This is a genomic window from Myxococcus sp. RHSTA-1-4 (assembly GCF_020037125.1).
Lineage (GTDB): Bacteria > Myxococcota > Myxococcia > Myxococcales > Myxococcaceae > Myxococcus.
The window spans coordinates 1-25434 of the sequence record NZ_JAIQDG010000068.1; the positions used below are offsets into that span (position 1 = coordinate 1).

20 protein-coding genes and 1 CRISPR repeat array are annotated in these 25434 nt (G+C 71.3%); of the genes, 13 read left to right on the top strand and 7 right to left on the bottom strand.

The window, feature by feature from the left end; translation table 11 throughout:
* Nucleotides 1-169: 169 nt before the first annotated feature.
* Nucleotides 170-636: a CRISPR direct-repeat array (repeat unit 36 nt; unit sequence GTCCCGCTCGCCGTGATGCCGGAAGGCGTTGAGCAC).
* A 106-nt stretch (nt 637-742) separates the two neighbouring features.
* The 4 genes from K8638_RS43515 to K8638_RS43530 all read left to right on the top strand — a co-directional run bounded on the left by K8638_RS43515 (nt 743) and on the right by K8638_RS43530 (nt 4629).
* Nucleotides 743-1990, top strand: a complete 1248-nt coding sequence (locus tag K8638_RS43515) for an IS701 family transposase (protein WP_223760709.1) — start codon at nt 743-745, stop codon at nt 1988-1990.
* A 407-nt stretch (nt 1991-2397) separates the two neighbouring features.
* The gene (locus K8638_RS45515; RefSeq protein ID WP_223760690.1) at nt 2398-2781 is read left to right on the top strand and encodes a DUF2169 domain-containing protein; all 384 of its coding nucleotides are present in this window, start codon (nt 2398-2400) and stop codon (nt 2779-2781) included.
* Nucleotides 2714-3898: a DUF4150 domain-containing protein gene (locus tag K8638_RS43525; RefSeq protein WP_223760691.1), complete on the top strand. Its 1185-nt coding sequence runs from the start codon at nt 2714-2716 to the stop codon at nt 3896-3898. The genes K8638_RS45515 and K8638_RS43525 overlap by 68 nt, the downstream gene beginning before the upstream one ends.
* Nucleotides 3895-4629, top strand: coding sequence for an SMI1/KNR4 family protein (locus K8638_RS43530; protein WP_223760692.1), 735 nt, complete (start codon nt 3895-3897; stop codon nt 4627-4629). Before K8638_RS43525 ends, K8638_RS43530 begins: the two co-directional genes overlap by 4 nt.
* A gap of 89 nt (nt 4630-4718) precedes the next feature.
* Here K8638_RS43530 and K8638_RS43535 read toward each other — a convergent pair whose 3' ends face one another.
* Nucleotides 4719-5765, bottom strand: a complete 1047-nt coding sequence (locus K8638_RS43535) for an Rpn family recombination-promoting nuclease/putative transposase (protein WP_223760693.1) — start codon at nt 5763-5765, stop codon at nt 4719-4721.
* A gap of 203 nt (nt 5766-5968) precedes the next feature.
* On the opposite strand from K8638_RS43535, the gene K8638_RS43540 reads away from it, so the two are divergent.
* The 8 genes from K8638_RS43540 to cas6 are packed head-to-tail and all read left to right on the top strand — an operon-like array spanning nt 5969 to nt 15337.
* Nucleotides 5969-7783 carry an SAVED domain-containing protein gene (locus tag K8638_RS43540; RefSeq protein WP_223760694.1) on the top strand — a complete coding sequence of 605 codons (1815 nt, stop codon included), beginning with the start codon at nt 5969-5971 and terminating at the stop codon, nt 7781-7783.
* 48 nt (nt 7784-7831) lie between these two features.
* Complete coding sequence (gene cmr1, locus K8638_RS43545) at nt 7832-9265, top strand: type III-B CRISPR module RAMP protein Cmr1 (RefSeq protein ID WP_223760695.1); 1434 nt, start codon at nt 7832-7834, stop codon at nt 9263-9265.
* Between the two features lie 4 nt (nt 9266-9269).
* Nucleotides 9270-11063, top strand: a complete 1794-nt coding sequence (cas10, locus tag K8638_RS43550) for a type III-B CRISPR-associated protein Cas10/Cmr2 (protein WP_223760696.1) — start codon at nt 9270-9272, stop codon at nt 11061-11063.
* On the top strand, nt 11060-12268 hold the full coding sequence (locus tag K8638_RS43555) for a type III-B CRISPR module-associated protein Cmr3 (protein ID WP_223760697.1): 1209 nt from the start codon (nt 11060-11062) through the stop codon (nt 12266-12268). Before cas10 ends, K8638_RS43555 begins: the two co-directional genes overlap by 4 nt.
* A 2-nt stretch (nt 12269-12270) precedes the next feature.
* Nucleotides 12271-13197: a type III-B CRISPR module RAMP protein Cmr4 gene (cmr4, locus tag K8638_RS43560; RefSeq protein ID WP_223760698.1), complete on the top strand. Its 927-nt coding sequence runs from the start codon at nt 12271-12273 to the stop codon at nt 13195-13197.
* Nucleotides 13194-13601: a type III-B CRISPR module-associated protein Cmr5 gene (locus K8638_RS43565; RefSeq protein ID WP_223760699.1), complete on the top strand. Its 408-nt coding sequence runs from the start codon at nt 13194-13196 to the stop codon at nt 13599-13601. The genes cmr4 and K8638_RS43565 overlap by 4 nt, the downstream gene beginning before the upstream one ends.
* Nucleotides 13594-14724 carry a type III-B CRISPR module RAMP protein Cmr6 gene (cmr6, locus tag K8638_RS43570; protein ID WP_223760700.1) on the top strand — a complete coding sequence of 377 codons (1131 nt, stop codon included), beginning with the start codon at nt 13594-13596 and terminating at the stop codon, nt 14722-14724. Before K8638_RS43565 ends, cmr6 begins: the two co-directional genes overlap by 8 nt.
* Entirely contained in the window at nt 14711-15337 is a 627-nt protein-coding gene (gene cas6, locus K8638_RS43575; RefSeq protein ID WP_223760701.1) for a type I-MYXAN CRISPR-associated protein Cas6/Cmx6, read from the top strand. The genes cmr6 and cas6 overlap by 14 nt, the downstream gene beginning before the upstream one ends.
* A gap of 181 nt (nt 15338-15518) precedes the next feature.
* Here cas6 and K8638_RS43580 read toward each other — a convergent pair whose 3' ends face one another.
* From K8638_RS43580 to K8638_RS43590, 3 genes are all read right to left on the bottom strand, one after another.
* A complete protein-coding gene (locus tag K8638_RS43580) occupies nt 15519-15779 on the bottom strand; it encodes an Rpn family recombination-promoting nuclease/putative transposase (protein WP_223760702.1) in 261 nt (86 codons plus the stop codon).
* 393 nt (nt 15780-16172) lie between these two features.
* Entirely contained in the window at nt 16173-18059 is a 1887-nt protein-coding gene (locus tag K8638_RS43585; protein ID WP_223760703.1) for a serine/threonine-protein kinase, read from the bottom strand.
* A gap of 28 nt (nt 18060-18087) precedes the next feature.
* On the bottom strand, nt 18088-19005 hold the full coding sequence (locus tag K8638_RS43590; RefSeq protein ID WP_223760704.1) for a DUF2381 family protein: 918 nt from the start codon (nt 19003-19005) through the stop codon (nt 18088-18090).
* A gap of 178 nt (nt 19006-19183) precedes the next feature.
* Here K8638_RS43590 and K8638_RS43595 point away from each other — a divergent pair, with 178 nt between their 5' ends.
* On the top strand, nt 19184-19645 hold the full coding sequence (locus K8638_RS43595) for a hypothetical protein (protein ID WP_223760705.1): 462 nt from the start codon (nt 19184-19186) through the stop codon (nt 19643-19645).
* A gap of 52 nt (nt 19646-19697) precedes the next feature.
* Here the strand turns inward: K8638_RS43595 and K8638_RS43600 are convergent, their stop codons facing one another.
* The 3 genes from K8638_RS43600 to K8638_RS43610 are packed head-to-tail and all read right to left on the bottom strand — an operon-like array spanning nt 19698 to nt 25410.
* Nucleotides 19698-21191 (bottom strand): hypothetical protein, encoded by a 1494-nt coding sequence (locus tag K8638_RS43600; RefSeq protein WP_223760706.1) that lies wholly within the window; start codon nt 21189-21191, stop codon nt 19698-19700.
* Complete coding sequence (locus K8638_RS43605) at nt 21119-22306, bottom strand: hypothetical protein (RefSeq protein ID WP_223760707.1); 1188 nt, start codon at nt 22304-22306, stop codon at nt 21119-21121. The genes K8638_RS43600 and K8638_RS43605 overlap by 73 nt, the downstream gene beginning before the upstream one ends.
* Nucleotides 22303-25410, bottom strand: coding sequence for a hypothetical protein (locus K8638_RS43610; protein WP_223760708.1), 3108 nt, complete (start codon nt 25408-25410; stop codon nt 22303-22305). Before K8638_RS43610 ends, K8638_RS43605 begins: the two co-directional genes overlap by 4 nt.
* Nucleotides 25411-25434: the final 24 nt, after the last annotated feature.

Genomic DNA, 25434 nt, shown 5'->3' on the forward strand with positions numbered 1-25434 from the left:
ACCCTCTGCGCACCTTCCTCCCCGTCCTCCTGGCCGCCTGCTACATCAGCGGGCGCGGCGCTCCAGTTTCTCGCCGATGATGGGCGGGCGTCGCGCCCCCATCACGCAGCCGGCTCGATTTCGGGCCTCGCTCCCTCAACCTGGGTGCGCGTCAACAGTGGATGACGGCGTCCCGCTCGCCGTGATGCCGAAAGGCGTTGAGCACGACGGCGGCCCCCTGAAGCCCTGGGATAGGACCGCCATGTCCCGCTCGCCGTGATGCCGGAAGGCGTTGAGCACTCTTCCAACTCATCCACTGCATAGTTACCTGCAAGTGTCCCGCTCGCCGTGATGCCGGAAGGCGTTGAGCACCCATCGCACGGCACACCGTAGGGCAGGTTCACGAAGTCCCGCTCGCCGTGATGCCGGAAGGCGTTGAGCACTGCGAGGTCATCTGCTTGCGGATGCCGTCGAACGTCCCGCTCGCCGTGATGCCGGAAGGCGTTGAGCACCCGCCGTTCTGGGTCTCCATCGCGATGACATCAGTCCCGCTCGCCGTGATGCCGGAAGGCGTTGAGCACCAGTGCTGTACCCACCGCTCCGAGCAGCCCAGCTTACGTCCCGCTCGCCGTGATGCCGGAAGGCGTTGAGCACATGCAGGCCTCTTCGACGGTGCTCGGCAGGTACTACAGTAGTAAATGGGAAGATGTCATGGGTAGCCCACTGTTGAACCAACAGAGGAGGTAGTCCCGAGGCCCCCATGATGGAAGAGGCAGCAAGCAAGCACGAGGAGCAGGAACTCGTCGAGACCTTGAGCGGGGAATTGGAGCAGGTCACCGCGCGCATGAAGCCGCACTTCCGTCGGCGTGAAGCGCACGAAGCGGCCAGCAGCTACGTCAAAGCGCTGCTGTCGGCGACGGAGCGAAAGAACATGTGGGGACTGTCCGAGGAGGCAGGCCGGGTGGCCCCGTACGGCTTGCAGCACATGGTGAGGCGCGGCAGTTGGGACGAGGAGGCCGTGCGCGATGAGGTGCAGCGCTATGCGCGGGAGCGGCTGGGAGAGGGGGGCGTGCTGGCGGTGGATGAGACGGGCTTCTTGAAGAAGGGGGAGAAGTCGGCGGGAGTGGCGCGGCAGTACACCGGCACCACCGGCCAGGTCGAGAACTGCCAAATCGGAGTGTTCCTGGCCTACGTCGCGGAGCGGGGGCACACGCTGCTGGACAGGGAGCTGTACGTCCCCGAGCACTGGTTCACGCAGCCTCAGCGGTGCCGGGAGGCGGGCTTGGGGCAAGAAGTGGCCTTCCGCACCAAGCCGGAACTGGCGCGAGGGATGATTGAGAGGGCCTTGAAGGCGAGGCTGAAGCCGTCATGGGTGGTGGGGGATGAGGTGTACGGGCGCGACACGAAGCTGCGGGCGTTTCTGGAGGAGCAGCGACAGCCGTACGTGCTGACAGTGGCCTCCAACACGCCCATGGACCGAGGGCTGGCGCAGGTCAGCGGCGCGCAAATCCATTCAACGCTGGCGCCGCGGGAGTGGCGGCGGCTGTCGGCGGGCCAGGGGAGCAAGGGTCCGCGGCTGTACGACTGGGCGCGAGTGCGAGTCAATTCCTGCGCCGCGCCGTTGACGCGCTGGTTGCTGTTACGCCGTAGCCTGACGGATGAAACAGACGTGGCATACTTCCTGGTGCATGCGCCCTCCTCCACCTCATTGGAGACGATGGCGGCGATTGCCGGTAAGAGGTGGCCGGTGGAAGAGTGCTTCGAGTCGGCCAAGGGCGAGGTGGGCCTGGGTGATTACGAGGTCCGCACGTACACCGGCTGGTACCGACACATGACGCTGTGCATGGTGGCGCATGCGTTCCTCGCGGCCTCGCGAGCCCTCGCCCATGAGCAGGAGAAGAAAGTGCGCCCAAAAGTGCTGGCCCTGCCGCACCGCGACCGGATGCACCGATTCCGGCGGCGCCAGGGTTTGGACTCATCCGCCTGTCGCTCCAAGAAATCCGACGCTTGATGGTGCAGCTGGCCTTGACGGTGCGCCACAGCGTGGAGTTCATCCTGGGCTGGAGCCGCTGGCGGCGACGCCATCAAGCCATTGCCAAGCTCTGCCACTACCGCCGCAGAGCACCGAAAGCCAAAGTCCCACTGTAGTACAGGGCGGGGTCCCGCTCGCCGTGATGCCGGAAGGCGTTGAGCACTACCGCCGCAAGTAGGACTCCGTCTGCGGCCAGGTCCCGCTCGCCGTGATGCCGGAAGGCGTTGAGCACCGGACAAGGTGAGGCGTGACGCGAGAGCAGTACGGCGGCCCCTACTTGCGCTGCCCGAAACCTGAGTGAAATCCTACCTGCCGGAGGCTGGACTCTGCGTCTGTCATTGAGACAGGGACTGGCTTTCTTGTCAGGGGGGCGGATGCCAGGGCACATGGAGAACAGGAGTCGCTTCGCTACGGGCGGCTTCCTGTCATGGGACAAGGAAGGGCGCGAGGTGCTGGTGGTGTGCGTGGCGGGGCGCTTCGCGCGTCCGCCCGCCGGGCGCCCCAGCACGCAGCCGCTGCGAGTCAGAGAGGTGCGGCGTCCGCCGCCTCCGGCCGGCACGTACTGGGGCGGGCCGGAGCATTCGAGCCCGCGGATGGAGGGACAGCGGGAGTTCACGTGGCCCGGCACGGGCGTGTACGTGAGCGGGCACGCCTGGGCGCCGGGTGGAAGGCCGGCGCGAGAGGCCGTGGTGGGAGTGAGCGGTGCCGGTGCACCGGGAGCTGGCGGAGTCCGAGGGCCGCGTGGTGCGCGAGGTGGAGGAAGGGAGTGAGCACGGGCACGAGAGCGGTGGCAATGGCGGTGGTGGGGGCCTGTGTCCTGGAGGTGTCGTCGTGACGACGACGTATGCGAATGGCCGCTCGGTGCTGCACGCGGGGGACGGGAATACGCAGACGGCGGCGGCGCCGGACGTGTGCAAGACGCCCTCGCCCGGCGGCCCGGTGCCGGTGCCCTACGGGAATGTGGCCAAAGACAGCGATTTGGCCGAGGGCAGCACCTCCGTGGAGATTGACGGCCACCCGGTGGCGCTCAAGGGCAGCTACTTGAGCACCAGCACCGGGGACGAGCCGGGGACGGCGGGTGGGGGACTCGTCTCGTCGAAGATTCAGGGGCGGGTGGTGTTCCTCACCGCGAGCCTGGACGTGCTGGTGGAAGGCCAGGGCGTGGTGCGCTTCCTGGACACCTTCCTGGCCAACGCCAACACCGGCAACACCCTGGGGCTGGTGTACGGCGACCCGCTGGTGGTGCCGAAGGAGAAGGATGGGGAGGAGCCCACATGCGACGCCTGCGGGAAGCCCTTCGCCGAGCACCCGCACGGCCTTGAGTCCACCGAGGCGGTGCGCAAGGAGATGCGCCTGCTCGTCCGCGGGCACCAGGCTTTATTCAAGCAGGAGGTGGCGAAGCGAGAGAACAAGGGCTTCATGTTGGGCGTGCTCACGTGCCGGACGCGGGATGGGCGGACCGTCCACCTCCGGGCCATGTCGGGCATGTTTGATAAACAACTTGGTATCGCCCTCGACCCCACCTTTGAGGTAGGACCGAAGATTGACGGGGCGAAGCTCAACAAGGCGATGAAGATTCAGGAGCAGCGGCTCGCCGAAAGGCCCAGGCACGGCTTCCTCATGAGGGACTTGAAGGGCGAGAGCAAGACCTCCAACGAGCCGGGCAACTGCGCGGCGCCGAGGCTGCTGTTGTACGCGATGGACCGGGGGTGGGAGCCGTTGGAGATGGTGGAGCAGTGGTTTGGCCCCGCCACGGAGATGAAGGAACACGGGCAGGACTACCCGCCGTGCGAGACGTGCAGGAAGCTGGTGCCGGTGCTGCTGTGCGAGGCGCGGGAGCGGGCCAGGAACGAGCCCACCCACGAGGAAGGGCAGGTGCGAGGGTGAAGAGCAAGATTGAGCGCGTCATGGACTTCATGGAGGAGAACTGGCCGGCACACCGGGCGCCGCTGAAAGGGGCCTCCGCCGAGGACATCGCCGAGCTGGCCGCCGAATGGCGGCGCTCCCTGCCCGAGGACTACGTGGCCTTCCTCCGGCGGATGGGGCATCGCACCGAGGGGCTCAAGTGGGAGCACATCGACTTCCGGGTGGACACCATGCTCCGAAGTCTTCGGTTCCCCCGAGAGAAGCGCATCCTCCCCAACCGCTACCTCCTCATCGGAGAGGACCTCACGGAGACGGACCTCCGCTATGCGCTGGACCTGGAGAAGCGCTCGGAGGATGGGACGGCGGTGGTCCGTGCCGTGTTCAGGATGACAAGTGAATTCGGGCCCGAGCACACGATTCCGGAGGCCACCAGCCTCGCCGAGCTGCTCTTCAAGAATACCTTCCTGGACGTGCGCATCGAGTCGCTGCCGCATCGCTCGGGGCACCGCGGGCTTCGTTTCGTGGGGAGGCCCGAGGAGAAGCAGCCCTTCGAGTCCGTCCTGGAGGAGTTGGGCCTTGTCCGCCACCCGCTCTCCGGCCCGTTCTTCCAGGCGTACGAGTGTGACGAGGGACGGGTCGCGGTGCGCTGGAACGAGGGCCAGTACGGCCAAATCATCAGCGCCTCGGAGTCGACGGCCTGGCTGAGCACGGTGGGCAAGACGCTGCGTAGCCGCCTGCCCGTCCGGCTGTGACAATCCCCGCACAAGGTGACACGCGGGGCCGTCCGGGGCCCGCACGCCGTGATGCCGGAAGGCGTTGAGCACAGTCCTGCGCCAGCCCGCTACTGGGCCAGGTCATCGAACACGGCGGAGAGGGTGGTGGCGTTCAGGGACGTGTTGAACCAGCGGTCCAGCGTGGCCATGTCCGAGCAGGAGAGGATGCGCTGCCGGGCGGTCTCGTCCACGTGCACGCCCCTCGCGGCGAGTATCCGCAAGATGGACTCCGCACGCCCCAGGGTCACTCCCCGCGCCAGTCCTTCCTCCCGGCCCCGCACCATTCCCTCTTCCCGGCCCCGCGCCAGGCCCTGCTGGCGCCCCCGCTCGATGAGTTCCTCGCCATAGCTCCGCATCAGTTCCTCCGCGCGCTGCGCACCCAGCACCGAGTCTAACACCCGCCCGGTCGCCTCATACGCGGCCTTGTCCCCCACCAACAACAGGTAGCGGAGCAGCATCTTCAACTGTTCAAAGCCGTCGGGGCTCGCCTGCACCTGGGTGAAGAGCGCCACCCACTCCGGCAGCTTCCGGGCCAGCTCCTCGCTGCGCCCGTACCGAAGCGTCAACCACGCCAGCCTCGCCAGCGGAGGCCCTGCCCGCGCCCGGAGCGCCTCCTCCCGCTCGGCCGTCAAGTCATCGAGCAGGTACTCGAAGCGCGGCACCAGCGCCCGCCACCGCGCCCCTTCCTCCCCCGGCAACCCGAAGAGCTCCTCCACCCGGCGTGGCGCCGTCCAGGCCCCTTCCGCACCGTGGTACATGACGAGCGGGAGGATGGGCGGGAGCACGGGACTGTCCGGGTGTCCCTCGCGCCAGCGCTCCAGCAGGCGCACCACGTAGCGCAGCATGCGCAGAGCCATCCACCGGTCCACCGTCGACTGGTGTTCGAGTAGCACGTACAGCAACAGCGGGTGACCGGAGCGCAGGCGCGCGGTGAAGAGCAGGTCGCTCTCGGTGGCGCGCAGCTCCGGGTCCACGACGGTGCCGGACTCCGTGCGCAGAGACGTCCAGTCCACCTCTGAGACGAGGTGTGCGGGCAGCACGGCGCGCAGCTCTGCCGCGGCGCGCTCGGGGTGGCCGAAGGTGTAGCGGACGAAGCGGTCGTGCGGTCCCGACATGGTGCGCCGGGCCACAAGCACGCCGCGGGCCAGACACGTGAGCGCCCGGGTGCGAACAGCATCGGCTTCCCATCGTGCCCTCGCTTCGGGGCGGGGAGCCGCCGCCCCAGGCCCCCGGAGAATTCGAAAAAAGCACCGGCCCGCGATGGCTCCCCCCACCTCCTTGCGTCCTCTCTCCTGGAAACCCAAGCAGAGGTGCGCCCATGCGGAGCGAGGACATCCCCATCATCCCCCGGAGCCGTGCGCTCATCCTGCGCTACGAGCAGGACCGGCCCGTCATCGAGGCGGCCGCCCGTGACGCCCTCGTCCGTGACGGCCTGGAGGGGGACCGGGACGTGCCCGCCGTGGTGCTGCACCCGTATGACGCGTCCCAGGCCGTCCGCGAGCAGCGGCCTCAGGACTGGGTCTGGGCCTTCGATGAGAACGAGCGGTTCGCCGCCGCGCTCGTCCAGAAGGAGGCGGCGCTCGGCATCGACCACCTCCCCGTCCACGTCTTCGGCTGCGCCCCCCTGGCGCTGGTGCTGCACCTGGCCTCCTGCCTGCCGCGCCGGCCGCTGCGCGTCTACCAGCAGGCGCCGGACGGCACGTGGTCGCTCGGCCATGACAACTCCCAGGCCCCGTCTCCGGAGGACTTCTTCCAGGTGGAGGGGCTGCCGGCGGCACGTCAGGGCGGGCGCGGGCACGTGGCGCTCGTCGTCGAGGTGACGCGCTCCATCCGGGACGAGGCCCTCGAGGAACTCCGGGCGCGCCACGGCGCGCAGCTCCTGGCCACCGTCTGCCTGCGGCCCGTGGCCGGCCCCTCGCCCACGTCCGTGCGGGGCCCGGGGGACACGGCTCGCGCGGCGGCGCAGTTCCGCGCCGTGCTCGACTCGCTCCACGAGCGCCTGGGGGGCGCCGAGTCGGTGCTGCTCGCCATGGACTGCCCCGTCAGCTTCGCCGCCGCGCTGGGCTCGGCCATCAACCTCAATACGCAGCACCCGCTGCGGCTCCACCACTTCGACGCCAGGGCCGAACCCGGGGAGCGGTACGTCCCCGTCCACCTGCTGAACGCCCGGCGCTCCGCCGCCGCCACCCGCGAGCCCACCCGGGACGAGGAGCGCGAAGCCACCCGGGTGCTCGGGGAGGTGCGCCGCGTCCACCGCGAGTTGGTGGCCTGGCTGAAGGAGCCGGCCCAACAGGCCCTGGTCGAGCAGATGGACGGGCAGGGCCTGCTGCGCAGCGAGGTGGAGGACGCGCCGGCCGTCGTCCCCACGCCCGTCTACCGGCACCTCATGGCGAGGTGGAGCTTCGAGGTGGGCCTGCTGCTGAACCTGGGCGCCCTGCGCGCGCGGCTGGGCTCGCAGGAGGACTGGAAGGAGTGCGTCCGCCTGTTCCTCATCCACGAGGCCTACCACGTCCGGCAGCGCGGGCTGACCTCGTACAACTACAGCGGCAGTGGCCGCACGGGCTTCGTCCTGGAGGCGGTGGACTACGACGCGGACGCGGTCGCCGTCGAGGCGGCGCTGGCCTGGCGCGAGGCGAAGCAGGCCGGCATGGTGAGCGACGACGGGCGGGCGAAGACGCGCGAGGCCATCATCTGGAACGCGCTGGAGAGCCTGCGCATCTTCGAGCAGGAGCGCCCCGTCCGCGACTTCTCCGAGCGCCGGCTGCGGCGCTACCTCATCTGGCTCTTCCACGTCTGCCGGCTCTCCATTCTCGCGCGCACCGGCAGCGCCGGGGACGCCGGGCTGGCGCCGGTGACGATTGAAATCGCCGGCCTGCCGGCCTTCCCCGACCCGCATGAGCGCTACTCCCAGCGGCGCGTCCGGCTGGAGGTGGCGGACTCGCGCGAGCCGCTGGAGCTGGCCGTCTACTTCCAGCGGCGGCTGGTGCGTGAGAGCAACGAGCGGGACTGGGTGGTGAGGCTGCTCGAGGCGCTGGGCCACTGGGACGAGCGGCCTCTGGAGGAGGCGCGCGAGGCCATGCGGCTGCACTTCGAGCGCTTCTTCGACCGGCACCCCGAGCTCCTCCGTCCGTGATTCTCCGCGCTCCCCTCGTGACTCGCTTCTCCTGGAGGCAGGTGGACCATGACCGCCTTGAAGCTCCCCGCGCCCCCTGAAGGCGCTCGTCCGAGCCGCTCCTCACGGGGCGCTCGGCTTCAATCCCTCACACTGGAGCTGAAGACCGTCACCCCCATCCTCGGCGGCGGTCCGGTGACACGGCGGCTCCCCGAGGTGGACATCATCCGTGTGCCCACCCTGCGCGGGCACCTGCGCTTCTGGTGGCGGGCGCTGTATGGCCATGCCTTCACCGCGGAGGGGGAGCCGGGACGCCAGGAACTGGCTCGCAGGGAGCGCGAGCTGTGGGGCGGGATGGGGCAGGGCGGAGAGGGCGCGCGGCGCTCCCAGGTGGAGCTGCGGGTCTTCGGCATCGACAACGCCCAGGGGGACCCTCTCAACGTCGAGCTGGGAGACCCCCGCTCCTATGCGCTCTGGCCCGCGCGGAAGACCCAGACCCAGGATGTCGCTCCTCGCTGGAAGCCGGGCCTCCGGTTCTGCCTGGAGCTGCTTGCGCCCGAGGGAGATGCCTTCCAGCAGGCGTGTCAGGCGCTGAGGGCGTGGTTGCTATTCGGTGGCTATGGCTCTCGCACCCGCCGCGGCTGCGGCAGCGTTGTTCTCGTCTCGCCCGAGAAGTGCCGGGAGTGGCTGCCCGGGAGCGCCGCCCGTGACGAGTTGCGGCGGCTCTTCGTGGGCGTGCCGCTCCTCGAGTCAGGGCAGGCGGGTCCGCCTTGCGACCTGCCCCTGCTTCGCGGTGCCCGGCTCTACCGAAGCGGCGTGAGCGAATCCAATCCCGACGGGGCCTGGCAGAAGGCGCTGGGGTGGCTGCGCGAGTTTCGACAGGGGACCTCCGTCTCTGGCCAGCGTTCGCGCGAGAGCCTTCCCGCTCGCAACCCTGGAGAGGGCAAACGCGCGGGCCGCTCCAACTGGCCCGAGGCGGACAAGATTCGCCACCATGCCCGGGCCCGCGGTGGCCCCGCGCGCGGACCGGCCTTTCCTTCCGAGCACGCGCCCCGTCCACAGCACACCCGGGAGCCGGCCTGGCCTCGCGCCGGCTTCGGGTTGCCCATTGTCTTCCACTTCCAGCAGGAGGTCCGGAAGAAGAAGCCGGACGCGCCCAGGCAGAACTACACACCCGCCGAGCCCGAAGGGGTCGAGCTCCAATGGGAGGACGCGAGCCGCGAACGGCACGACCGGCTCGCCTCGCCGCTCATCGTCAAGGCCCTGCCCCTGGCTGACGGCCGCTTCGAGCCCATCGCCCTGTGGTTCGAGCGCGGCTACCCGGAGGACGGCGGGGTCGTCATGGTGCAGGGAGGCCGCACCGTCCCTGGCACCCGCGCGGACTTCGACGTGCTCAGCGCCCGCGAGGACGCGCCCCTCTTCTGGCCGCTGCGGCGGGAGCGGGGCCTGCGTGACGCGTTCTTCGGCTGGCTGAAGGACACCGGCAAGGCCAGGGAGGCGTGAGGCGATGACACACGTACTCGTCCTCAAGGTCGGCCCCGTGCAGGGCTTCATCGTCCAGGCTCGCCGCACGCGGGACCTCTGGTATGGCAGCCGGTTGCTCTCGGACGTCAGCCGGGCCATGGCCCGCTCGCTCCAGGCGTCCGGGGCCCGGCTCATCTTCCCTCACCCGGAGCAGGTGGGCGATGCGAGCACGGGCGTGGCCAACAAGGTCCTCGCCCTGGTGGAGGGCGACGCGGCGCGAGTGGCCCGCGGCGCCCGCGAGGCCGCGCGCCAGCACCTGGTGGACGAGGCCCGCAGGGTCTTCCAGAAGAACGACGGCCTTCTCATCCCCGGCGCGTGGGAGCTGGCACGCGAGCAGCTCGACACCTTCCTGGAGCTCCACGCCGCCTGGGTGCCGCTCGGCGAGGGGACGGACTACGCCGCCGCGCTGGCCGGGGCCGAGGCCGCGCTGGAGGCCCGCCGCGCGCTGCACGCCTTCCGTCCCTGGACGCGGCGGCCTCCCGAGGGCACCCACAAGTCGAGCCTGGACGGCGGGCGGCCCTCGGTGCTGCGCCGGGAGCGGCACCGGGGCGGAGGCTGGCGCCGGCACCGCATCGGCGCGAGGGAGGAGCTGGACGCGCTCGGTCTGCTCAAGCGGGCCGGCGGCAGGCCCGGCCAGTTCGTCCCCGTGCCGAGCGTGGGCCTCGCGGCCTGGCTGGACACGGCGCGCAGGCGGAGTGAGGAGACGTCGGCGGCGCTCGCCCGGTTCCGGGACGCATGCGGGGCGCGCGGCTTCACCGGCGTCCATCGCCCCGGGCTGCCCTGGGTGGAGGACTTCCCCTTCGACGCCCAGCTCCTGCTGCCCGAGCGCTGGCAACCCTACTTCGAGGAGTTCGCGGAGGATGGGGCCGACCCGCGAGTGACGGCCCAGGCCGCCGCGCGCTTCGGCGAGGGAGTCGTGCGGCCACTGGTCCAGGCCGTGGGCCCGGAGCCCTTCCCCTACGTCGCCTGCCTCGTGGCGGACGGGGACGGCATGGGCACCCTCCTCCAGACGCTCGCCTCGCGCGGCGGCCACGAGGCGCACCAGCGCGTGTCCCGGGCGCTCGCGGCCTTCACCTCGGAGGCGCGCCGCGTCGTCGAGGCGCACCGGGGCGTGCTCGTCTACGCGGGCGGCGATGACGTGCTCGCCTTCGTGTGCCCGCCGGACGCGCCCGCGTGTGCGCGCGCCCTGGAACGGACGTTCCATTCCGCGCTGGCCCGGGCGCTGGAGGGACTGGACGTGAAGCCGCCGACGCTCTCGGTGGGGCTGGGAATTGGCCACGTGCTGGAGAGCCTGGGGCAGCTCCTGGACCTGGGCCGCCGGGCGGAGGCCGCCGCGAAGGACGCCGGGCGCAACGCGCTGGCCCTCCTCGTGGCGAAGCACTCCAGCCGCGAGCGCCTGTGGACCGCGAGCTGGGACTCCGGCCCGCTGGCGCGGCTGGAAGAGGACATGCGCCTGCTGTCCGGCGGCCGGCTGCCGCTGGGCAAGGTCCACGAGGTGGAGGCCCTGGCGCGCCGCTTCGCCCGCGAGGCCCCGGGGGGTGACGCCGCGCTGGAGGCCCGCGTCCTCGTGTACGAGCTGAAGCGCATCCTCGCGCGCGTCGAGGCCGGCCGCGCGCCCCGGCCCCTCTCGCTGGAGGAGGTGGGGCTGGCGGGGCTCGACACGTCGCCGCGCGACGAGGTCCACCGGCGCCTGGAGGCGTGGGCGTCCCGCGTGCTGGTGGCGGACACGCTGGAGCGCGCCGGGCGGGGACTGCTGCCGAGGGAGGAGACGCCATGAGTGACGTGTGCTTCGCGCTGCTGCCGCGCGACGGCCTGTCCCCGAAGGACGGGCGGGGCTGGTACACCCGCGAGGTGGGCCGGGGGTACTCGCACCCGTGGCCGCCGCCCACCACCGTGCGAGGCGCGCTCCGGGCCGCTTGGGGCCATGACGTCATGGGCGGCAGCGGCGCCCCGCTGCCCCCCGCCGAGTGGGAGCGGCGCTCTGAGGGCGTGGAACTGCGCCACGCCGTCGCGCTCCGCCGTCCCCTGGGCGTGTCCTTCGAGCAGCGGCACCGGATGTGGCCCTTTCCCGCGGACGCGGTGCGCGTGCGTGACGCCAGCGGCGTGCGCGTGGAGCGGCTGGAGCCGCGCCCTCCAGGGAGCCCGGGCGCTGCCGCCACCCTCGGGCCGGACGAGGACGACGCGCGCGAGGCGTTGTGGCACCCGGGCCGTGCCTCGGGAGGCAAGCCCGTGCCGCCGCCGCTGTTCTGGACGGAGGCGGAGATGCTCGCGTGGCTGCGGGGCGAGCCCGTCACCGGACCGGGCGTCACGGACCCGGTGCGCCGCACGGACGTGCACCTGGCCATCGCCCCCGGCACCCAGGCGGCGTTGCCCTCCATGCTGCACTCGCGCGAGGTGGTGGAGACGCTGGGCCTGGAGCGGCGCGGCTCCGGACCGCCGGGCGCGGTGGAGTGGGCGCTGGGCCTGTCGTGCGTGCTGCCCGGGCTGCCTCCGCGTCCACCGCGCGGGCCGCTGGGGCTGGGAGGCCGGCGGAGGCTGGCGGCGGTGGAGGGGCTGGCGTCCACGCTCTTCGCGCCGCCCGGAGACGTGCCGCGCGAGGCGTCCGGGCTGAGGCTGGTGCTGGCCACGCCCGCGGAGTTCCAGCGTGGCTGGCTGCCGGACGGCTTCGAGCGCGAGGAGGGCCGCCCGCCGCGCTACGTGGGGCGGCTGCCCGGGGTGGAGGCGCCGGTGGTGCTGCGGGCCGCGCTGGTGCCCCGCCCGCTGGACGTGTCCGCCTGGGACATGGTGGCGCGGCGTCCCCGGCCCACGCGCCGCTGGGTGCCCGCGGGCGCCGTCTACTTCTTCCAGAAGCGCGGCGGAGGCGGCTTCACCGCCACCGAGCTGCGCGCGCTGTGGCTGGCCTCCTGGGGCGGCGGCCGCGCGGAGGCGCTGGGGCAGGTGCTGCCCGGCGTCTGGCAACCCACCCCGGGACATGGAGCCTGAGCATGGAGAGCAGAGCCTACCTGCTGCACGCACTCTCCCCGCTGCACGCGGGGACGGGGCAGAGCGTCGGCGTCATCGACCTGCCGCTGGCGCGGATGCGGGCCACGGGCATTCCCTTCGTCCCGGGCTCGTCGCTCAAGGGCGTGCTGCGCGAGCTGCGGCGGCCGGCCTCGGAGGAGGGCGACGCGGGCGCGCGGCACGCGGCCGTCTTCGGCCCGAAGCGGGCGCAGGCCGGCCCGGAGGGGGACGTGGCCGGGGACTTCGCGGGCGCGCTGGTGGTGGGGGACGCGCGGCTGCTGGCGCTGCCGGTGCGCAGCTTCGTGGGCACCTTCGCGTGGGTGACGTCGCCGCTGCTGCTGGCCCTGGCGCGCCGGGACGTGGGCGGGCCGGCGGTGAAGCCCCTGGAGAAGCGCGGGGCGCGCGTGGCCTCGCTGAAGGAGTGCGCCAACGTGTACTCGAGTCCCGGCCAGCCGCCCCGCGTGTACCTGGAGGACCTGGACGTGGAGGTCGAGCCCACGGGGGACGCCGCCTTGTCGGCCTGGGCGCGGAGCCTGGCGCGGGCGCTGCCGGAGGCGGAGCGGGAGCTGCTCACCCGGCGGCTGGTGCTGGTGGATGACGAGACGATGTCCTTCCTCTGGGAGACGGCCACGCAGGTGGACACGCGCGTGAGCATTGACGAGAAGACGGGGACGGCGGCGAAGGGGCAGCTCTGGACGGAGGAGAGCCTGCCGGCGGAGACGCTGCTGGTGGGGGTGATGGGCGCCACGCGCGCGCTGCACCCGGCGCGGCCGCTGCCGGCGGGCGAGGTGCTGGCGGAGGCGCTGGGCGTGGAGGGCACGGTGGTGCAGCTCGGAGGCAAGGCCACGGTGGGCCGGGGCCGGTGCCGGCTGCTGGCATGGCCGGACGGGGCGGCGGAGGGGGCGCGATGAGCGGGCAGACGCGGGAGCAGCAGCGGGCGCTCCACGCCTACGAGCGCGTGGAGGCCGCGGCGAAGGACGCCGGCGTGCGCGCGGACTACAAGCCGAGGGTGAACGGGCTGGGGGCCGCGGTGCTGCGCGACGGGCTGGCGGCGGCGCTCACCTTCCTGGAGCGCGAGCGCGAGGGCAACGCGGCCGCGAGGCGCGTGCTGGACGACGTGGCGTGGTGCCTCGCCCGGGCGAAGCTGCCGGAGCTGGGGGAGCGCCTGCGCGGTGAGGAGCTGGCCGCGAAGGTCCGCGGGCTGAAGCTGGACGCGTACATGCTGGCCACGCGCGAGACGCTGCGGTTGCTGGTGTGGTTCCGCCGGGCCGTGCAGGCCACCTTCCCGAGCGAGGAGGAGGGCGCGGATGCGTGAGGTCCTGGAGGGATTGGTGGAGCGGCAGCGGGTGGAGAGGCGGGGCCCCCAGCACGCGGGGCTGGCGTATGAGCGCTACGCGCCGCCGAAAGCGGGCGCCACGAAGGATGCGCTGAAGCCCTGGGAGGACTGGCTGTCCTGGCTGGACGGGAGCCGCGAGCCGGAGGGCTACGCGGTGGCCTTCACCCGCTGGAAGGACACGCTGCGGCAGACACCCACCGTCTGGTTCACGGCGAGGGCCGAGGGCCGGGTGCTGGTGGGGCACGGCAACGCGTCGCCGACGGGCGTGGGGTTGACGCTGCACCACACGTGGGGCGTGCCGGTGCTTTCCGGCTCCGCGCTGAAGGGGCTGCTGTCGGGGTACGTGCGGGCGGTGTTCGACGCGAAGGAGGTGGAGGAGACGTGCCACCGCCTCTTCGGGGTGAGGGAGGGCGCGGGAGAGGTGCTCTTCCACGATGCGCTCTGGGTGTCCCGGCGTACGGGGGCGGACGAGGGGCCCGCCATGCTGGCGCGCGACGTGCTGACGGTGCACCAGCGGACCTGGTACGAGGGCCGCGGGTGGCCGAACGACCACGACGCGCCCAACCCGGTGGCCTTCCTGTCGGTGAGGCCCGGCAGCCGCTTCCTGGTGGCGCTGGGCCTCGCGCCGGGAGCGGGAGCGGATGGAGCCGAGCTGCTCAGGTGGGCCGCCGCGCGCCTGAGCGAGGCGCTGAAGCATTGGGGCATTGGAGGCAAGACGGCGGCGGGCTACGGGCGGCTGGAGCGGGAAGGTGACGTGGAGGTACTCACCCCGCGTCCTGTGTTCCGGCGCTCACCTCTGCTGGGGGAGTTCCAGGCCTGGCTGGCCGGGCGGCGGGAAGAGAAGACGGAGCACCAGCGCGTGCTCGACCTCTTCGAGGCGGAGTGGCTGGCGCGGCTGCTGCCGCTCACGGGGCCGGAGCGCGAGGCCTGTGCCCAGGCCGTGAGGTCGCTCGTGAAGAGCCCCAAGCGCGTGGCGCGCAGGGAGGCCTTGCTGGAGCGCCTGGCCGGGGGGGCCGCATGCCCAGGACTCGAAACGCGTTCAATCACTCATCAGCGAAGCGCTTGTCCGCCGAGGCGCGAGGATGACCATGCCTGCGATTGACCTGCTCTTCCCGGTCCGGGGCGGCCCGGTGCCGCTCGACCATGGCTACTTGCTGTTCTCCGCGCTGTCCGCCCGTCTCCCGGGGCTGCACGAGCGGCGGGACATCGGCATCTTCAACCTGCGGGGCGAGAGCGCCACGCGGGAGCTGCTCCACCTCGGGCGCGGCACGCTGCGTCTCCGGTGCCCGGCCGAGGCCCTGCCCCTCTTGCTTCCACTTGTGAGCGCGCCGCTGGAGGTCGCCGGCCGTCACCTGACGCTCGGCGCGCCGACCCTCCGGCCGCTGGAGCCGGTCTCCTCGCTCTCCGCGCGCGCCGTCACCTTCAAGCACGCGCTGGACGAGGCGACGTTCCACGCGGCGGCCCTCAGGTTCCTGGCGGAGCTCGGGTGCCAGGCCCGGCTCAAGGTGGGCCGGAGGCGGGTGGTGGCCATCGCCGGGAAGAAGGTCGTGGGCTTCGCGCTCGACGTGGAAGGACTGTCGGGCGAGCACTCCCTCCTGTTGCAGGAGCAGGGCCTGGGCGGGCGCAGGCACATGGGCTGCGGCTTGTTCCTCCCCACCCGTCCGGCCGCGAGGTCCATCACGCCATTCCCGGTGCGAGGAAGGGCCGCTGCGTGACGCACCTTCTGGCCAACGCTTGATGCCCTTCCAGTCCTCATGGGGGCATGGAGGTGGGGACGTCCCGCTCGCCGTGATGCGGGAAGGCGTTGAGCGCCGTTCAGCCGCGGCCCGCTAATGAGTTCCTCGCCATAGCTCCGCATCAGTTCCTCCGCTCGCTGCGCACCCAGCACCGAGTTTATCACCCGCCCGGTCGCGTGGACTGGTGCTCCAGGAGCACGTAGAGCAGCAGCGGGTGACCGGAGCGCAGGCGCGCGGTGAGGAGCAGGTCGCTCTCGGTGGCGCGCAGCTCCGGGTCCACGACGCTGCCGGACTCCGTGCGCAGAGACGTCCAGTCCATCTCTGAGACGAGGTGTGCGGGCAGCACGGCGCGCAGCTCTGCCGCGGCGCGCTCGGGGTGGCCGAAGGTGTAGCGGACGAAGCGGTCGTGCGGTCCAGACATGGTGCGCCGGGCCATAAGCACGCCGCGGGCCAGTCCGGGCGGAGGCGCTCCCGGCCCGATTCAGGATGCGGATGCCGCCTGCCGCGGAACTCCTCGGCCACGCGGTAGCAGGAATGCTCCCTCGGGCATGTTCGGCGTGACCGGAACCTCGAGGCAATGCCAGCCCCCTCGGACCGCCCAGGGCCGGAGCGGAACGTCCATTCCGCGTGGGCGCGGCGTCTCCGGCCGGGCGTCTTCCGCCGTGGAGCCCTGTCCGTCCAGGGAGGTCCGTGAGACCTTCGCGAGCCCTTGTTGCCGGGGCCCGCATCCGCGTCGCCCGACGGACAGTGACGACTCCGCCTTTCCATCCCGGCACGGTCCGGCATCACCCCGGGAACAGAAGCGCACCGTGCCTCAGGGAAACCGGTCCACCACCATGACGTGCGAGCGGGGCACCACCCGTGTGTACCCGGGGCTGGAACTGCGCGACTTGGGCAGGCCGTCCAGGTCGGACAGGACGAAGCAGACAGGGTACTCGCTCCCGTCTGGAGTTTTCACGCGGGTGTAGCGTCCCAGCACCTGCTCGCCGCCCGTCCACAGCCGTCCATAGATGAGCGTCCCCACGGGCAGCCTTCCGAGGGGTTGCTCCACCAGGCGGCTGGTGATGGGGCCATCGTTCACGACGATGCGGTAGTTCAGCTGGCTGCTGATGTCTGGCTGGAGGATGTCGAGCTCGGTGAAGCCGCCGTCGCCCGCCTTGAGTCGGAGCAGGCGCATCGTCTCCAGGGCTTCGGAGGGGCAGCGGGCTGGCTCGGGGATGACCTGCGTGGCGGCACAGGCGGTGAGTCCGGCGGCGCTGGCGGCGAGCAGGTAGCGGCGGAGGCGGGTGGGGCACTGCGAGGGGGACTCGGTCGTGGTGGGCATGGTGTCTTCTCCCGGCCACGGCGGCGCGGCGAAGAAGAGGGGGGCGCGAGCCGTCGCGGGCGTGGAAGTGTCGGCCGGCGCTTCCCATCGCGCCAGTTGCTGTCCCGTGGGCGCCTCCTCCGTGAAGGGACTGGAGCGTGTGCGGTACGCCACCGCCCCGGCCGTGCCCGCCGCCAGCAGCAGTGCGCCCATGACGAGCGCCAGCCGCCAGGCCCGCGGGCCGGTGCTCCACCTGGAGTGGGCGCCAGTCCCAGGCTCCGGAAGGGTGACGAGCCGCTCCCTCGCCCTGCGGCGCACCCGTCGCGCATCGCGGTGCTGCTGGGCTCGGGCCCGCTGGCGCAGCCTCGCGAGGCGCAGCGCCTCCTCCTGTTCCGGCGCCACGGGCCCTGATGCCGTGCCTTCGCTCGTCGTGCGCGTGTCCGGGGCCGGTCCGGTGTACCACTCGAAGAGGGGCACGTCCCATTCGGGCCCGGCCTCGGCCAGTGCCCGCCGCACTTCCCGGGCCAGCGCCTCTGCGCTCTTCGGGCGCGCCTCGGGAGTGAACTCCATCAGCCAGTGCACCCACAGGGCCAGCGGCTCGGGCACGCGGGGGTTGAGGTCGCGCACCGTGGACGGCTCGGCCTCCTCCGTGACTGCGCCAGGTTCTTCGTTCAGCCGTGCGAGCGGGTACAGCTCCGCCAGCAGGCGGAAGAAGGTGACGCCCACCGCGTACAGCTCGTCCGCCACCGTGTAGACGTAGTGGCCCGCGGCGCGGGGCTCGCGCAGGGCCTGGATGCACCAGAGGAGCGCCTGGGGGCTGCGGTAGGGCGACGTGCCCGGAGGCAGCCGCGCCGTCGAGGTGAGGGGCGAGGCGTCCTCGTGCCAGCCGGCGCCCCAGTCCAGCACCACCAGCCGTCCCGCGCCGTCCACCCGGACATTGTCGCCCTTGAAGTCGCGGTGGAGCACGCCCTCCCGGTGCGCCGCCGCGAGCGCCCGTGTCGTCTGTTCCAGGAGCCCGGCCACCTCCCGCGCCGTGGGGTTGCGCCCCAGGGCCCAGTCATAGAGCGTGTCGCCCCGCACGTACTCCAGCACCAGGTAGGGGTAGCGCTTCGGCCCGTTGTCCCACAGGCCCTCGTCCTTCAGGCGCACCACGCCGGGGTGCTGCAGCAGCCGGAGCGTCTCGGCCTCGCGCGCGAAGCGCGGGTCGTCCGGGACGTGGGCCAGCTTCAGCGCATGGCAGGGGCCTCCGGGGCGTCGGCACACCTCGTACACCGTGCCATTGCCGCCGCTACCCACCTGTCGTTCCACGCGCCAGCGCCCCACGAGGGTGCCGGGGGGCAGGTTTCGCGGCGACAGGAGCGCGGGCAGTGCCGGGAACTCGTCTGACTCCATTCGCATGGCGGTCTCCTCAGGGCCTGCGTCTCGTCTACGGCTCCACCCGTGCCCACCGCACGCCCTGGCGACGGGCTGTGTCCATCACCTCCAGCGAGTACGCGGCGGGCGTACCTTCCTCCCGCCACTGCACCACCGCTCGCGCACGCTGCCCGGGCCGCAAGCGCGCCTCCCGCATGTGCAGCGGCACTTCGAGGACCACGTCTGTTTCGCGTCCCTCCGGGTCCAGGCGCGTCAGCCGCGCCACGCCGGGCACCCAGGACGACTCCCCCTCGCGGTTCTCCAGTTCCATGCCGAGGGCCACCCACTCGCCGGAGCGGTAGGCGTCGAGCCAGAGCGCCTTCACCCCCTGGTCCGCGGGCTCGATATCCACCCACTTCCACGCGACGCTCTGCCGTCCGATGGCGCCGGAGAGGATGGCCCCCGCGAGTCCCTCCTGGGACACGGGCCTGCGCGCCGAGGCCAGCCGCGCCTCCAGCGCCGCGCACTGGGCCTTCAGCGCGGCCAGCTCCTCCTCCAGCCGCTCGGCGGAGGCCGGATGCCGTAGCACCTCCACCACGGTGTCCACCTCCTCGGCGTCCGTCGTCAGCTCGAGCACGACGCGCCGGGGCGCGTCGGCATCCGCGAAGCGCACCACCAGCGGCGGCACGCCCTTGTCCGGCAGGGCGACGGCGGGCTTGAGCACGAGGTGGTCCGTCCCCAGCTCCACTCGGGTGAACAGCCCGCGCAGGGCCTCCGGGTCCGCCACCTCCGGAATGACCTCCGAATCGAAGAGCACCGTCGTCACCACGCGGGGCGCCAGCCGCAGCCGCTGGACGGACTCCCCGGTGCCCGCGCTCAAGGAGACGCTCCGCTCGACGCGCCTCCACCGCTTCGCACCTTGCGCCCGCGCCGCCGTGCCCAGCAGGAACACCGCCGCCACCATCGTCGTCAACGCGCCACGGGGGAACACGCGGGTGCCACCTCCAGGTCTTTGCCTGTCCACGGGGCTGACCCGTCCGCCGCCGCGAGCACGCAGTCCTAACATTCCAGTCCCTGAGGGTCTACCCGACAGGTCAGTGTTCAGATGAACAAGCCCGTGGGTAGGTTCCGCTTGCGCCCGGACACGGAAGGCGTATGCAGTGGCGCCCATGAACGACGAGGAGCGGCTGAAGGAGAAGCTGCGCGCCATCGAGGCGCTGTTCGCGGGCGCCACGACGGAGGGCGAGCGCGAGGCCGCGGACCGGGCGCGCCAGCGAATCTCGGCCCGGCTGGTGGAGCTGCGGGGCGAGCCGGAGGTGGAGTGGCGGTTCTCGCTGAATCCGTGGACCCACCGGCTGTTCGTCGCGCTCGCGCGGCGGTATGGGCTCTCGCCGTACCGTTACAGCCGCCAGCGCCACACCACCATCGTCGTCAGGGCGTCGGAGCGCTTCCTGCGGGAGACGTTCCTGCCGGAGTACCGCGCCATGGAGAAGACGCTCTACGAGCATCTCACCGCGGTGACGGACCGGGTGGTGTCGGAGGTGCTGAACGCGGACACCAGCGAGCCGGCGGTCGTGGACACCGAGCCGCGCCAGCTCCAGGCCTTCGCGGACACGCCGGAGCGCGAGTAGCGCGCACCGGGGCCCTTCGCCGTAGCCGGCCGGTGGCGCATGTCCCCAGTCCCTACGCCTTCTTCCCCGCCCGCGTCGCCCGGGCCTGCTCAATCTCCGCCGACGTCAGCCGGGGGAACTCCTCGGGGCGCTTGAAGGCGTAGAACTTGAAGTCGTCCTTCGCGCCGCCGAGCACCTTGTGGGTGATTTCGACCAGCGCCTTGTCTCCCTTCTGGCTGACGAAGCCGGGAGAGCGTGCGTACCTGGTGGGGTTCTGCGCATGGAGCCGGGCCTGGGCCTTCGGGCTGTAGAAGAAGACCACGCCCCCGCCATCCCCTCCCTGCCGCATGAAGATGGGCGTCACCGCGGTGATGATCTGGTCAATCTTGTCGCGATGCGCGTACGACGAGGATGCGGGCGACCTCATGTACTCGAGCGCCGCCTTGCAGGTGTCGTGCTTGCGGCCGTCGAACCCCGTCTTCACGATGACCTCCGCCGGGGTGAGGCACTCCACCCACGTCTCGTACCGGCGGGCCACCCGGTTCATGATGGTGTGGGCCACGCCCTTCCACGCGGCGGGGCACTGGCCAATCGCCTCGCCCGCGATGGTGCCGATGAAGAGCTCGAACTCCTCCTTCCGCTCCCGCGGCACGACGGGCATGGGCGAGTAGAGCCGCGAGACGTGGCCCGACATGTCCACCGTGTTCGCGCTGCACACCCCCGAGGAGAACACCCGCGACACGAACGCGCCGTCCTCGAACGGCGCGAAGCCGGTGAAGTGCCCGGGCTCGCTGGCGTCGTAGTCCGCGACGGCCCAGAAGGGGACCACGCGCGCGCCCGTTCCCAGGGACGGCGTCATCGCGACGAACACCTTCATCCCCTCTCTCTTGCCGAGGGCCTCCAGGTACTTGTGCGGCAGCTTCTTCAGGTTCAGCAGCTCGCGCTCGAACACGTTCTGCTCGCTCCGCACCGTCACCGTCTCCAGCTCCACCAGCCTGGTGGCGACATCATCCGGAGTGCAGTACGTGGAGTACACGTCCACCGACTGCTCCATGTCGAAGCTGGCGTCGTGGCGGGAGGCGAGGAGGACGTTCCGGAAGTAATCGTCCAACTCCTCGACCCGCACGCCCTCTCCCTCGGGCAGCATGACGTATGGCTTCAGCGTCAGGTCCAGCACGACGGAGTCGCTGAAGTTCTCGAAGCTCCCCCGCGCCCCCAGCCGGCCCTTCTCCACATAGACCTCGAACTCCGCCAGGCGCGGCCTCGGGACCTCGCGCGCGAGCTGGGGCTCCACCTCGAGGAGGTCCGCGGGCGCCGCGTCCGCCTGCTTCTTGTCCTTCTTGGCGTCCGGCGGCGGAGGCGGCGTCCGGCTGAGGGTGAGCCGGTACTGGAAGGTCAGCGTCGGAGACGACTCGAGGCCGCCAATCGCCGCGAGCCGGTTTTCGAGGACCTCGTTCTCCTCGCCGCGGACCGCCATGTAGCCCATCCTCCACATCAACACCCTGGCCGAGTCCGCGTGGCCCACCTCCCACTGGATGCGGACCGTCGCGTTCGGGTCGGGCCGCATGCCCTCGGGAGGCTTGGGGAATATCTCCACCGTGGCGTGAAGTCATACGTGCCCTTCCCCACCAGGCTCGCGGGCTCCCGGTCCGAGTCGAGCGCCACCAGCTCCACCTTGAACTCGGTGGGGGCGCTCATATTCTGCGGGTACGGAACGCGCGCGGACACGAGCCAGTCCGCCGTCACCGCATCCTCGCCGTGGGGGTCGAGCTTCTCCGGCCGCAACCCGATGAAGCCCTTGATGGGCTTGAAGGTCTCCTTGCCGGGCACCTTCCGGTAGAAGGTGGCGGTGTACTGGTTCAGGTCCTCCGGCGCGCCGGTGACGCGGGCGGTGATTGCCACCTCGCACCGGCCACTCGACGGCGAGGGCTTGAAGGTCAGTTGCTGCGCGGGCTGCTTCTCGGTGGCTGGCACCTGGTCGTGCATGACCACCTTGCGATAGCGCCCCGGCTCCGCGTGGGTGACGCGCAGGTGTTCGGACGTGCGCGCCGCCAGCGATTCGAAGTGCGCCAGGGTGATGGCGCCGTCGCCCTCGCCAGTGGTCTCCCCTCCGAAGAAGTGGAGCTGGGACTGGCCATTCAGCGCGACGAGCTCGAACCAGTAGAAGAGCGGGACACCGGGCGCCAGGTCTCCCTGGGTGAGGCTGGTGAGGATGCGTCCCGGGTGGAACGAGGCCACCAGCCAGTCCCTGCTGCCCGGGTTCGCGGTGATGCGCAGGCGCGTCTTGCTGGTCGGGTCCGCCAGAGTCACCTCGAACCCCCCGGACGCGGCCGCCGCGTATACCCGCTCCACCACGCCCTTTCCTTCCGCGTTGAGGGTGCAGTGGAGGCCGGAGAGGTCGAGTCGCTCGAGGACGGGGTGGCCCTTGAGCTCTCTCGCCAGGTGCGCCAGCGTCGCCGCGAGCGAGACATGCATCCTCAGGGGGTGCTCCTCGCGGTACGCCTTCTGGTACGCCGGGAAAGGGAAGGGCCCGAGCTTCGTCTTGGCCGTCGCGGCGCCACGGGCGAGGATGCGCTCGCGCTGCTCGTCGAAGACCCACAGGGCCAGGGCCTTCGGGTCATCGCAGGGGGCAGGGGTGAAGGTCAGCTCCACGTTCTTCGGACCGAACTGCTCCGCCGTCATGTCCTCGAGTATGAAGCGCTCCGCCTCGACCTCGGTATCGAGGACAAGGCGTGGCGCTTCGCGAGCGCCGAGAGCCCCTGCACGAGCGACCAGCCGACCTGGACATCCGCGACCTCGATGCACCGCTGATAGCGGACGAGGTCCTTGACGATGTAGAGGATGTCCTTGGACTTCCAGACCTTCTCTCCAGCGGCGGTCAGGTCGGTGATGAAGTTCTTCTCCTCGTCCATCACGAACAGCTTCTCGTCGATGGTGGGCAGTGCCGCGCCGCCGAATGGGCGCGCCGTGATGGGCAGCACCTGCTCGGGGTAGGGCGTGCGCGGGCCCGTCTCGCTCTCGCTGGTGTACAGGCGGATGAACGCGGGGAGCGACAGCGGCGCCGGCTCCTCGAAGCGGAGCTGCCAGCGCCAGGTGCCGTCGGGCTGGCGCTTGGGCTTGTCGAGGACCACGGGCTCGCCGGCCGTCTGCTCGCCCAGCAGCTTGGGGCGGGGGACGGAGATGACGGAGTCGAGGAACGGGAGCTGGGACTTGGGCTCCAGTACCTGGGGCGGCTCGGACGTGTCGGCGACCGCCAGCGTCCAATCGCCCCAGAAGGAGGTGGCGACCTCCTGGACGATGTTGCCACCCGGCGAGAACGCCCGGCCGCGGGTCAGGGGCAGCTCCTTGTCGCCGCTGCGGGCGAGCAGCGTGACGCGGTTCTGCTTGTCGTAGCCGAAGTCCTCGTCGATGACGAGGGCCACCGCCGTGCCGCCCACCTGGCGCTCGCCCTGCGTCTTCATCCAACCGGAGCCGAGCGGGCGCGGGTCTTCCTTGCGCGGCGGCGGGACGGGCCACTCGTCCCGGATGCGGGCCCGGTTCTGCTTGTCGAGCACGTTGAGCAGCCACACGGCCGTCACCGGGTGCAGGTTCTCCAGCTTGCCGTCCGGAGGGAGCGGGCCCTCCGCGGTGAAGAGCTTCGCGCCGGGAGGCGTGGGCTCGGCGGGGGGCGGGTCCTGCTCGGTGCGCAGCGAGGGGATGCGCTCGATATGCGCCTCCTTCTTCGGGTCGCACCAGGCAATCTCCAGCACGGAGTCTCCGGCCGGCTCCTGGCAGATGGGGCCGAGCGCCTGGCCCACCTTGTCCAGCACCGCCTTGACGCTGCCGGGCGTCCACTCGTTCTTCTGGATGAGGCGGACGTTGCGCCAGCGCCGGGTGATTCCCTTCGACAGCAGCCGGCCGTCGGCGCCCGGGAGGGGAATGGCCTGCTCGATGAAGAAGCCCGCCCTCGCCTTGAGCGTCATCCGGTCCGCCTGCGCGGGCACCTTCAGCGACAGCGGGATGACGCCATTGCGCGCCGACTTGACCTTGTTCGCGTCCAGCTTGAGCACCGCGGGCTTGCAGACCTTCCGCTTTCCCTCGACGACGCCACAGGCGCCCCCGGGACAGTCCATGAGCTGCCAGCGGCCCTCGGCCGTCTCCTGCTCGAAGCGCAGCTCCAGCTCGTAGCTGCCTCCGGTGACGAGGGTGTTCTGGTCCGGCGAGGGCAGGAGGACCGTCTCCACCTCCAGCTTGAGGGGATAGGCGAAGCGGCAGCAGGGCGAGCTCCAGTCCAGCTGTTCCGCTTCGGGCGAGAACGAGGTGTTCTCATCGAGGAGCCTGGCGACCCTCGGCCCATAGCCCATGCTGCTCCGGGGAATGCTTTGGGCCGCTGCGAACAGCTCCGATGTCTTCATGCCGAAGGGCTCCTGGTCCTCCGGCGGGAGCGCCTTCTTGAGGTGCTTCTCGATTTCAGACACCTCCAGGAAGTTGTCCTCCTGCTCCTCCTTCACCTCGTGGAACTCGAGGGCCTTCTCTCCTCCCAGGTCGAGCTGCTTCGCCAGCTCGGTGATGAGCTGGAGCCCGTTGTCCGGGGCGCCCACCGGGGAGAACACCTGGAAGTGCAGGAACCCCGAGCGCAGGGAGAACTGCTTGCGCCGGGTGGGGACGTCCTTGCTGGCCCCGACCTGGAACGACGCGGGAGTCGGCGCCAGAGTGGAGGGCAGGGGCCCCGCGAAGCCGAGGACCTCACCAGTGGCAACGGGGAAGAAGGGCTCGTCGAAGGTGACCACCTTCCCCTCCGCGAGCAGCTTCAGCGCCTCCACGAGGTTGCCGGGAGGGCCCTTGTAGAGCCACTGCACCTTGCCGGTCTCGCCGGGCACGTGGAGGGTCTTCGTGGAGCCGTCCTCGAAGAGCGCCTCGTAGCGCTTCGGCGTCTTGCTCCCCGCCGCGGGAGGCTTCTGGTCCGCCTCGTCGACGGGGGTCTTGGACCACACGAGCGTCCCCAGCCGCGCGTCCTGGGTCTCCGAGACGTTGACCCAGGCGCCGTGGCGGCGCTTGTACAGCTCCTTGAACCAGGGCACGTCCTTGACGTACTGGTCGAACACCCGGGTGTCCGTGGGCGGCTGGGACGCGGTAGCCCCCGCCTTCCTGGCGACGAGCTCCGCCGGGAACGCCGGCGAGCGCAGGTGCATGTAGAGCGTGTAGAAGACGCCCTGGCGGGGCTGCTCCTTCGCGCCTTCTTCCTTGCGCTCCTCCACCACGTGGCGGACGAGGACGAAGCCGGGCCAGTTGCCGAGCGCCTCGGCCACCCCCGGCGCGAGGCACGAGGCCTGCTCCCCCGGGAGCCGGGCCGCGACGATATATCCCGGAGCGACGGCGCCCACGGGCACGAGGTCCTGGTCGGCGGTGGGGAACAGGTGGACGCCGCCGTGCAGGTTCCGCTGGAGGCCGAGCACGTAGTAGCCGCCGATGCCGGTGTCGAGCGACTCGTTATTGTAGAAGCACTGCCAGGGGTGGTTGGTGGCGTTGTTCCCCCGCAGCGGGAAGCGGTACTTCGGCCGGTTGAAGCTGCTGTCGATGACCTCGGGGGGCGCCTGCGTGGGGCGCTCCCGGAAGACGTAATACCCGCCGGGCCGGTCCTTGTGGTCCAGGAAGCGGTTGTTGGGCGTGCCCTGGGTCGTCGGGTTGACCTTGAAGAAGGTCGCGCCGCGCACGAGGTTGAGCGAGGCAAAGCCCAGGAGCTTCTTGGTATCTTGTTGACGCGCACGTCTGCTGATGGGCGAGCAAGCCGGCTGGTTGATGGGCATCCGTCAGGAGCAGGCGGGCCGTCA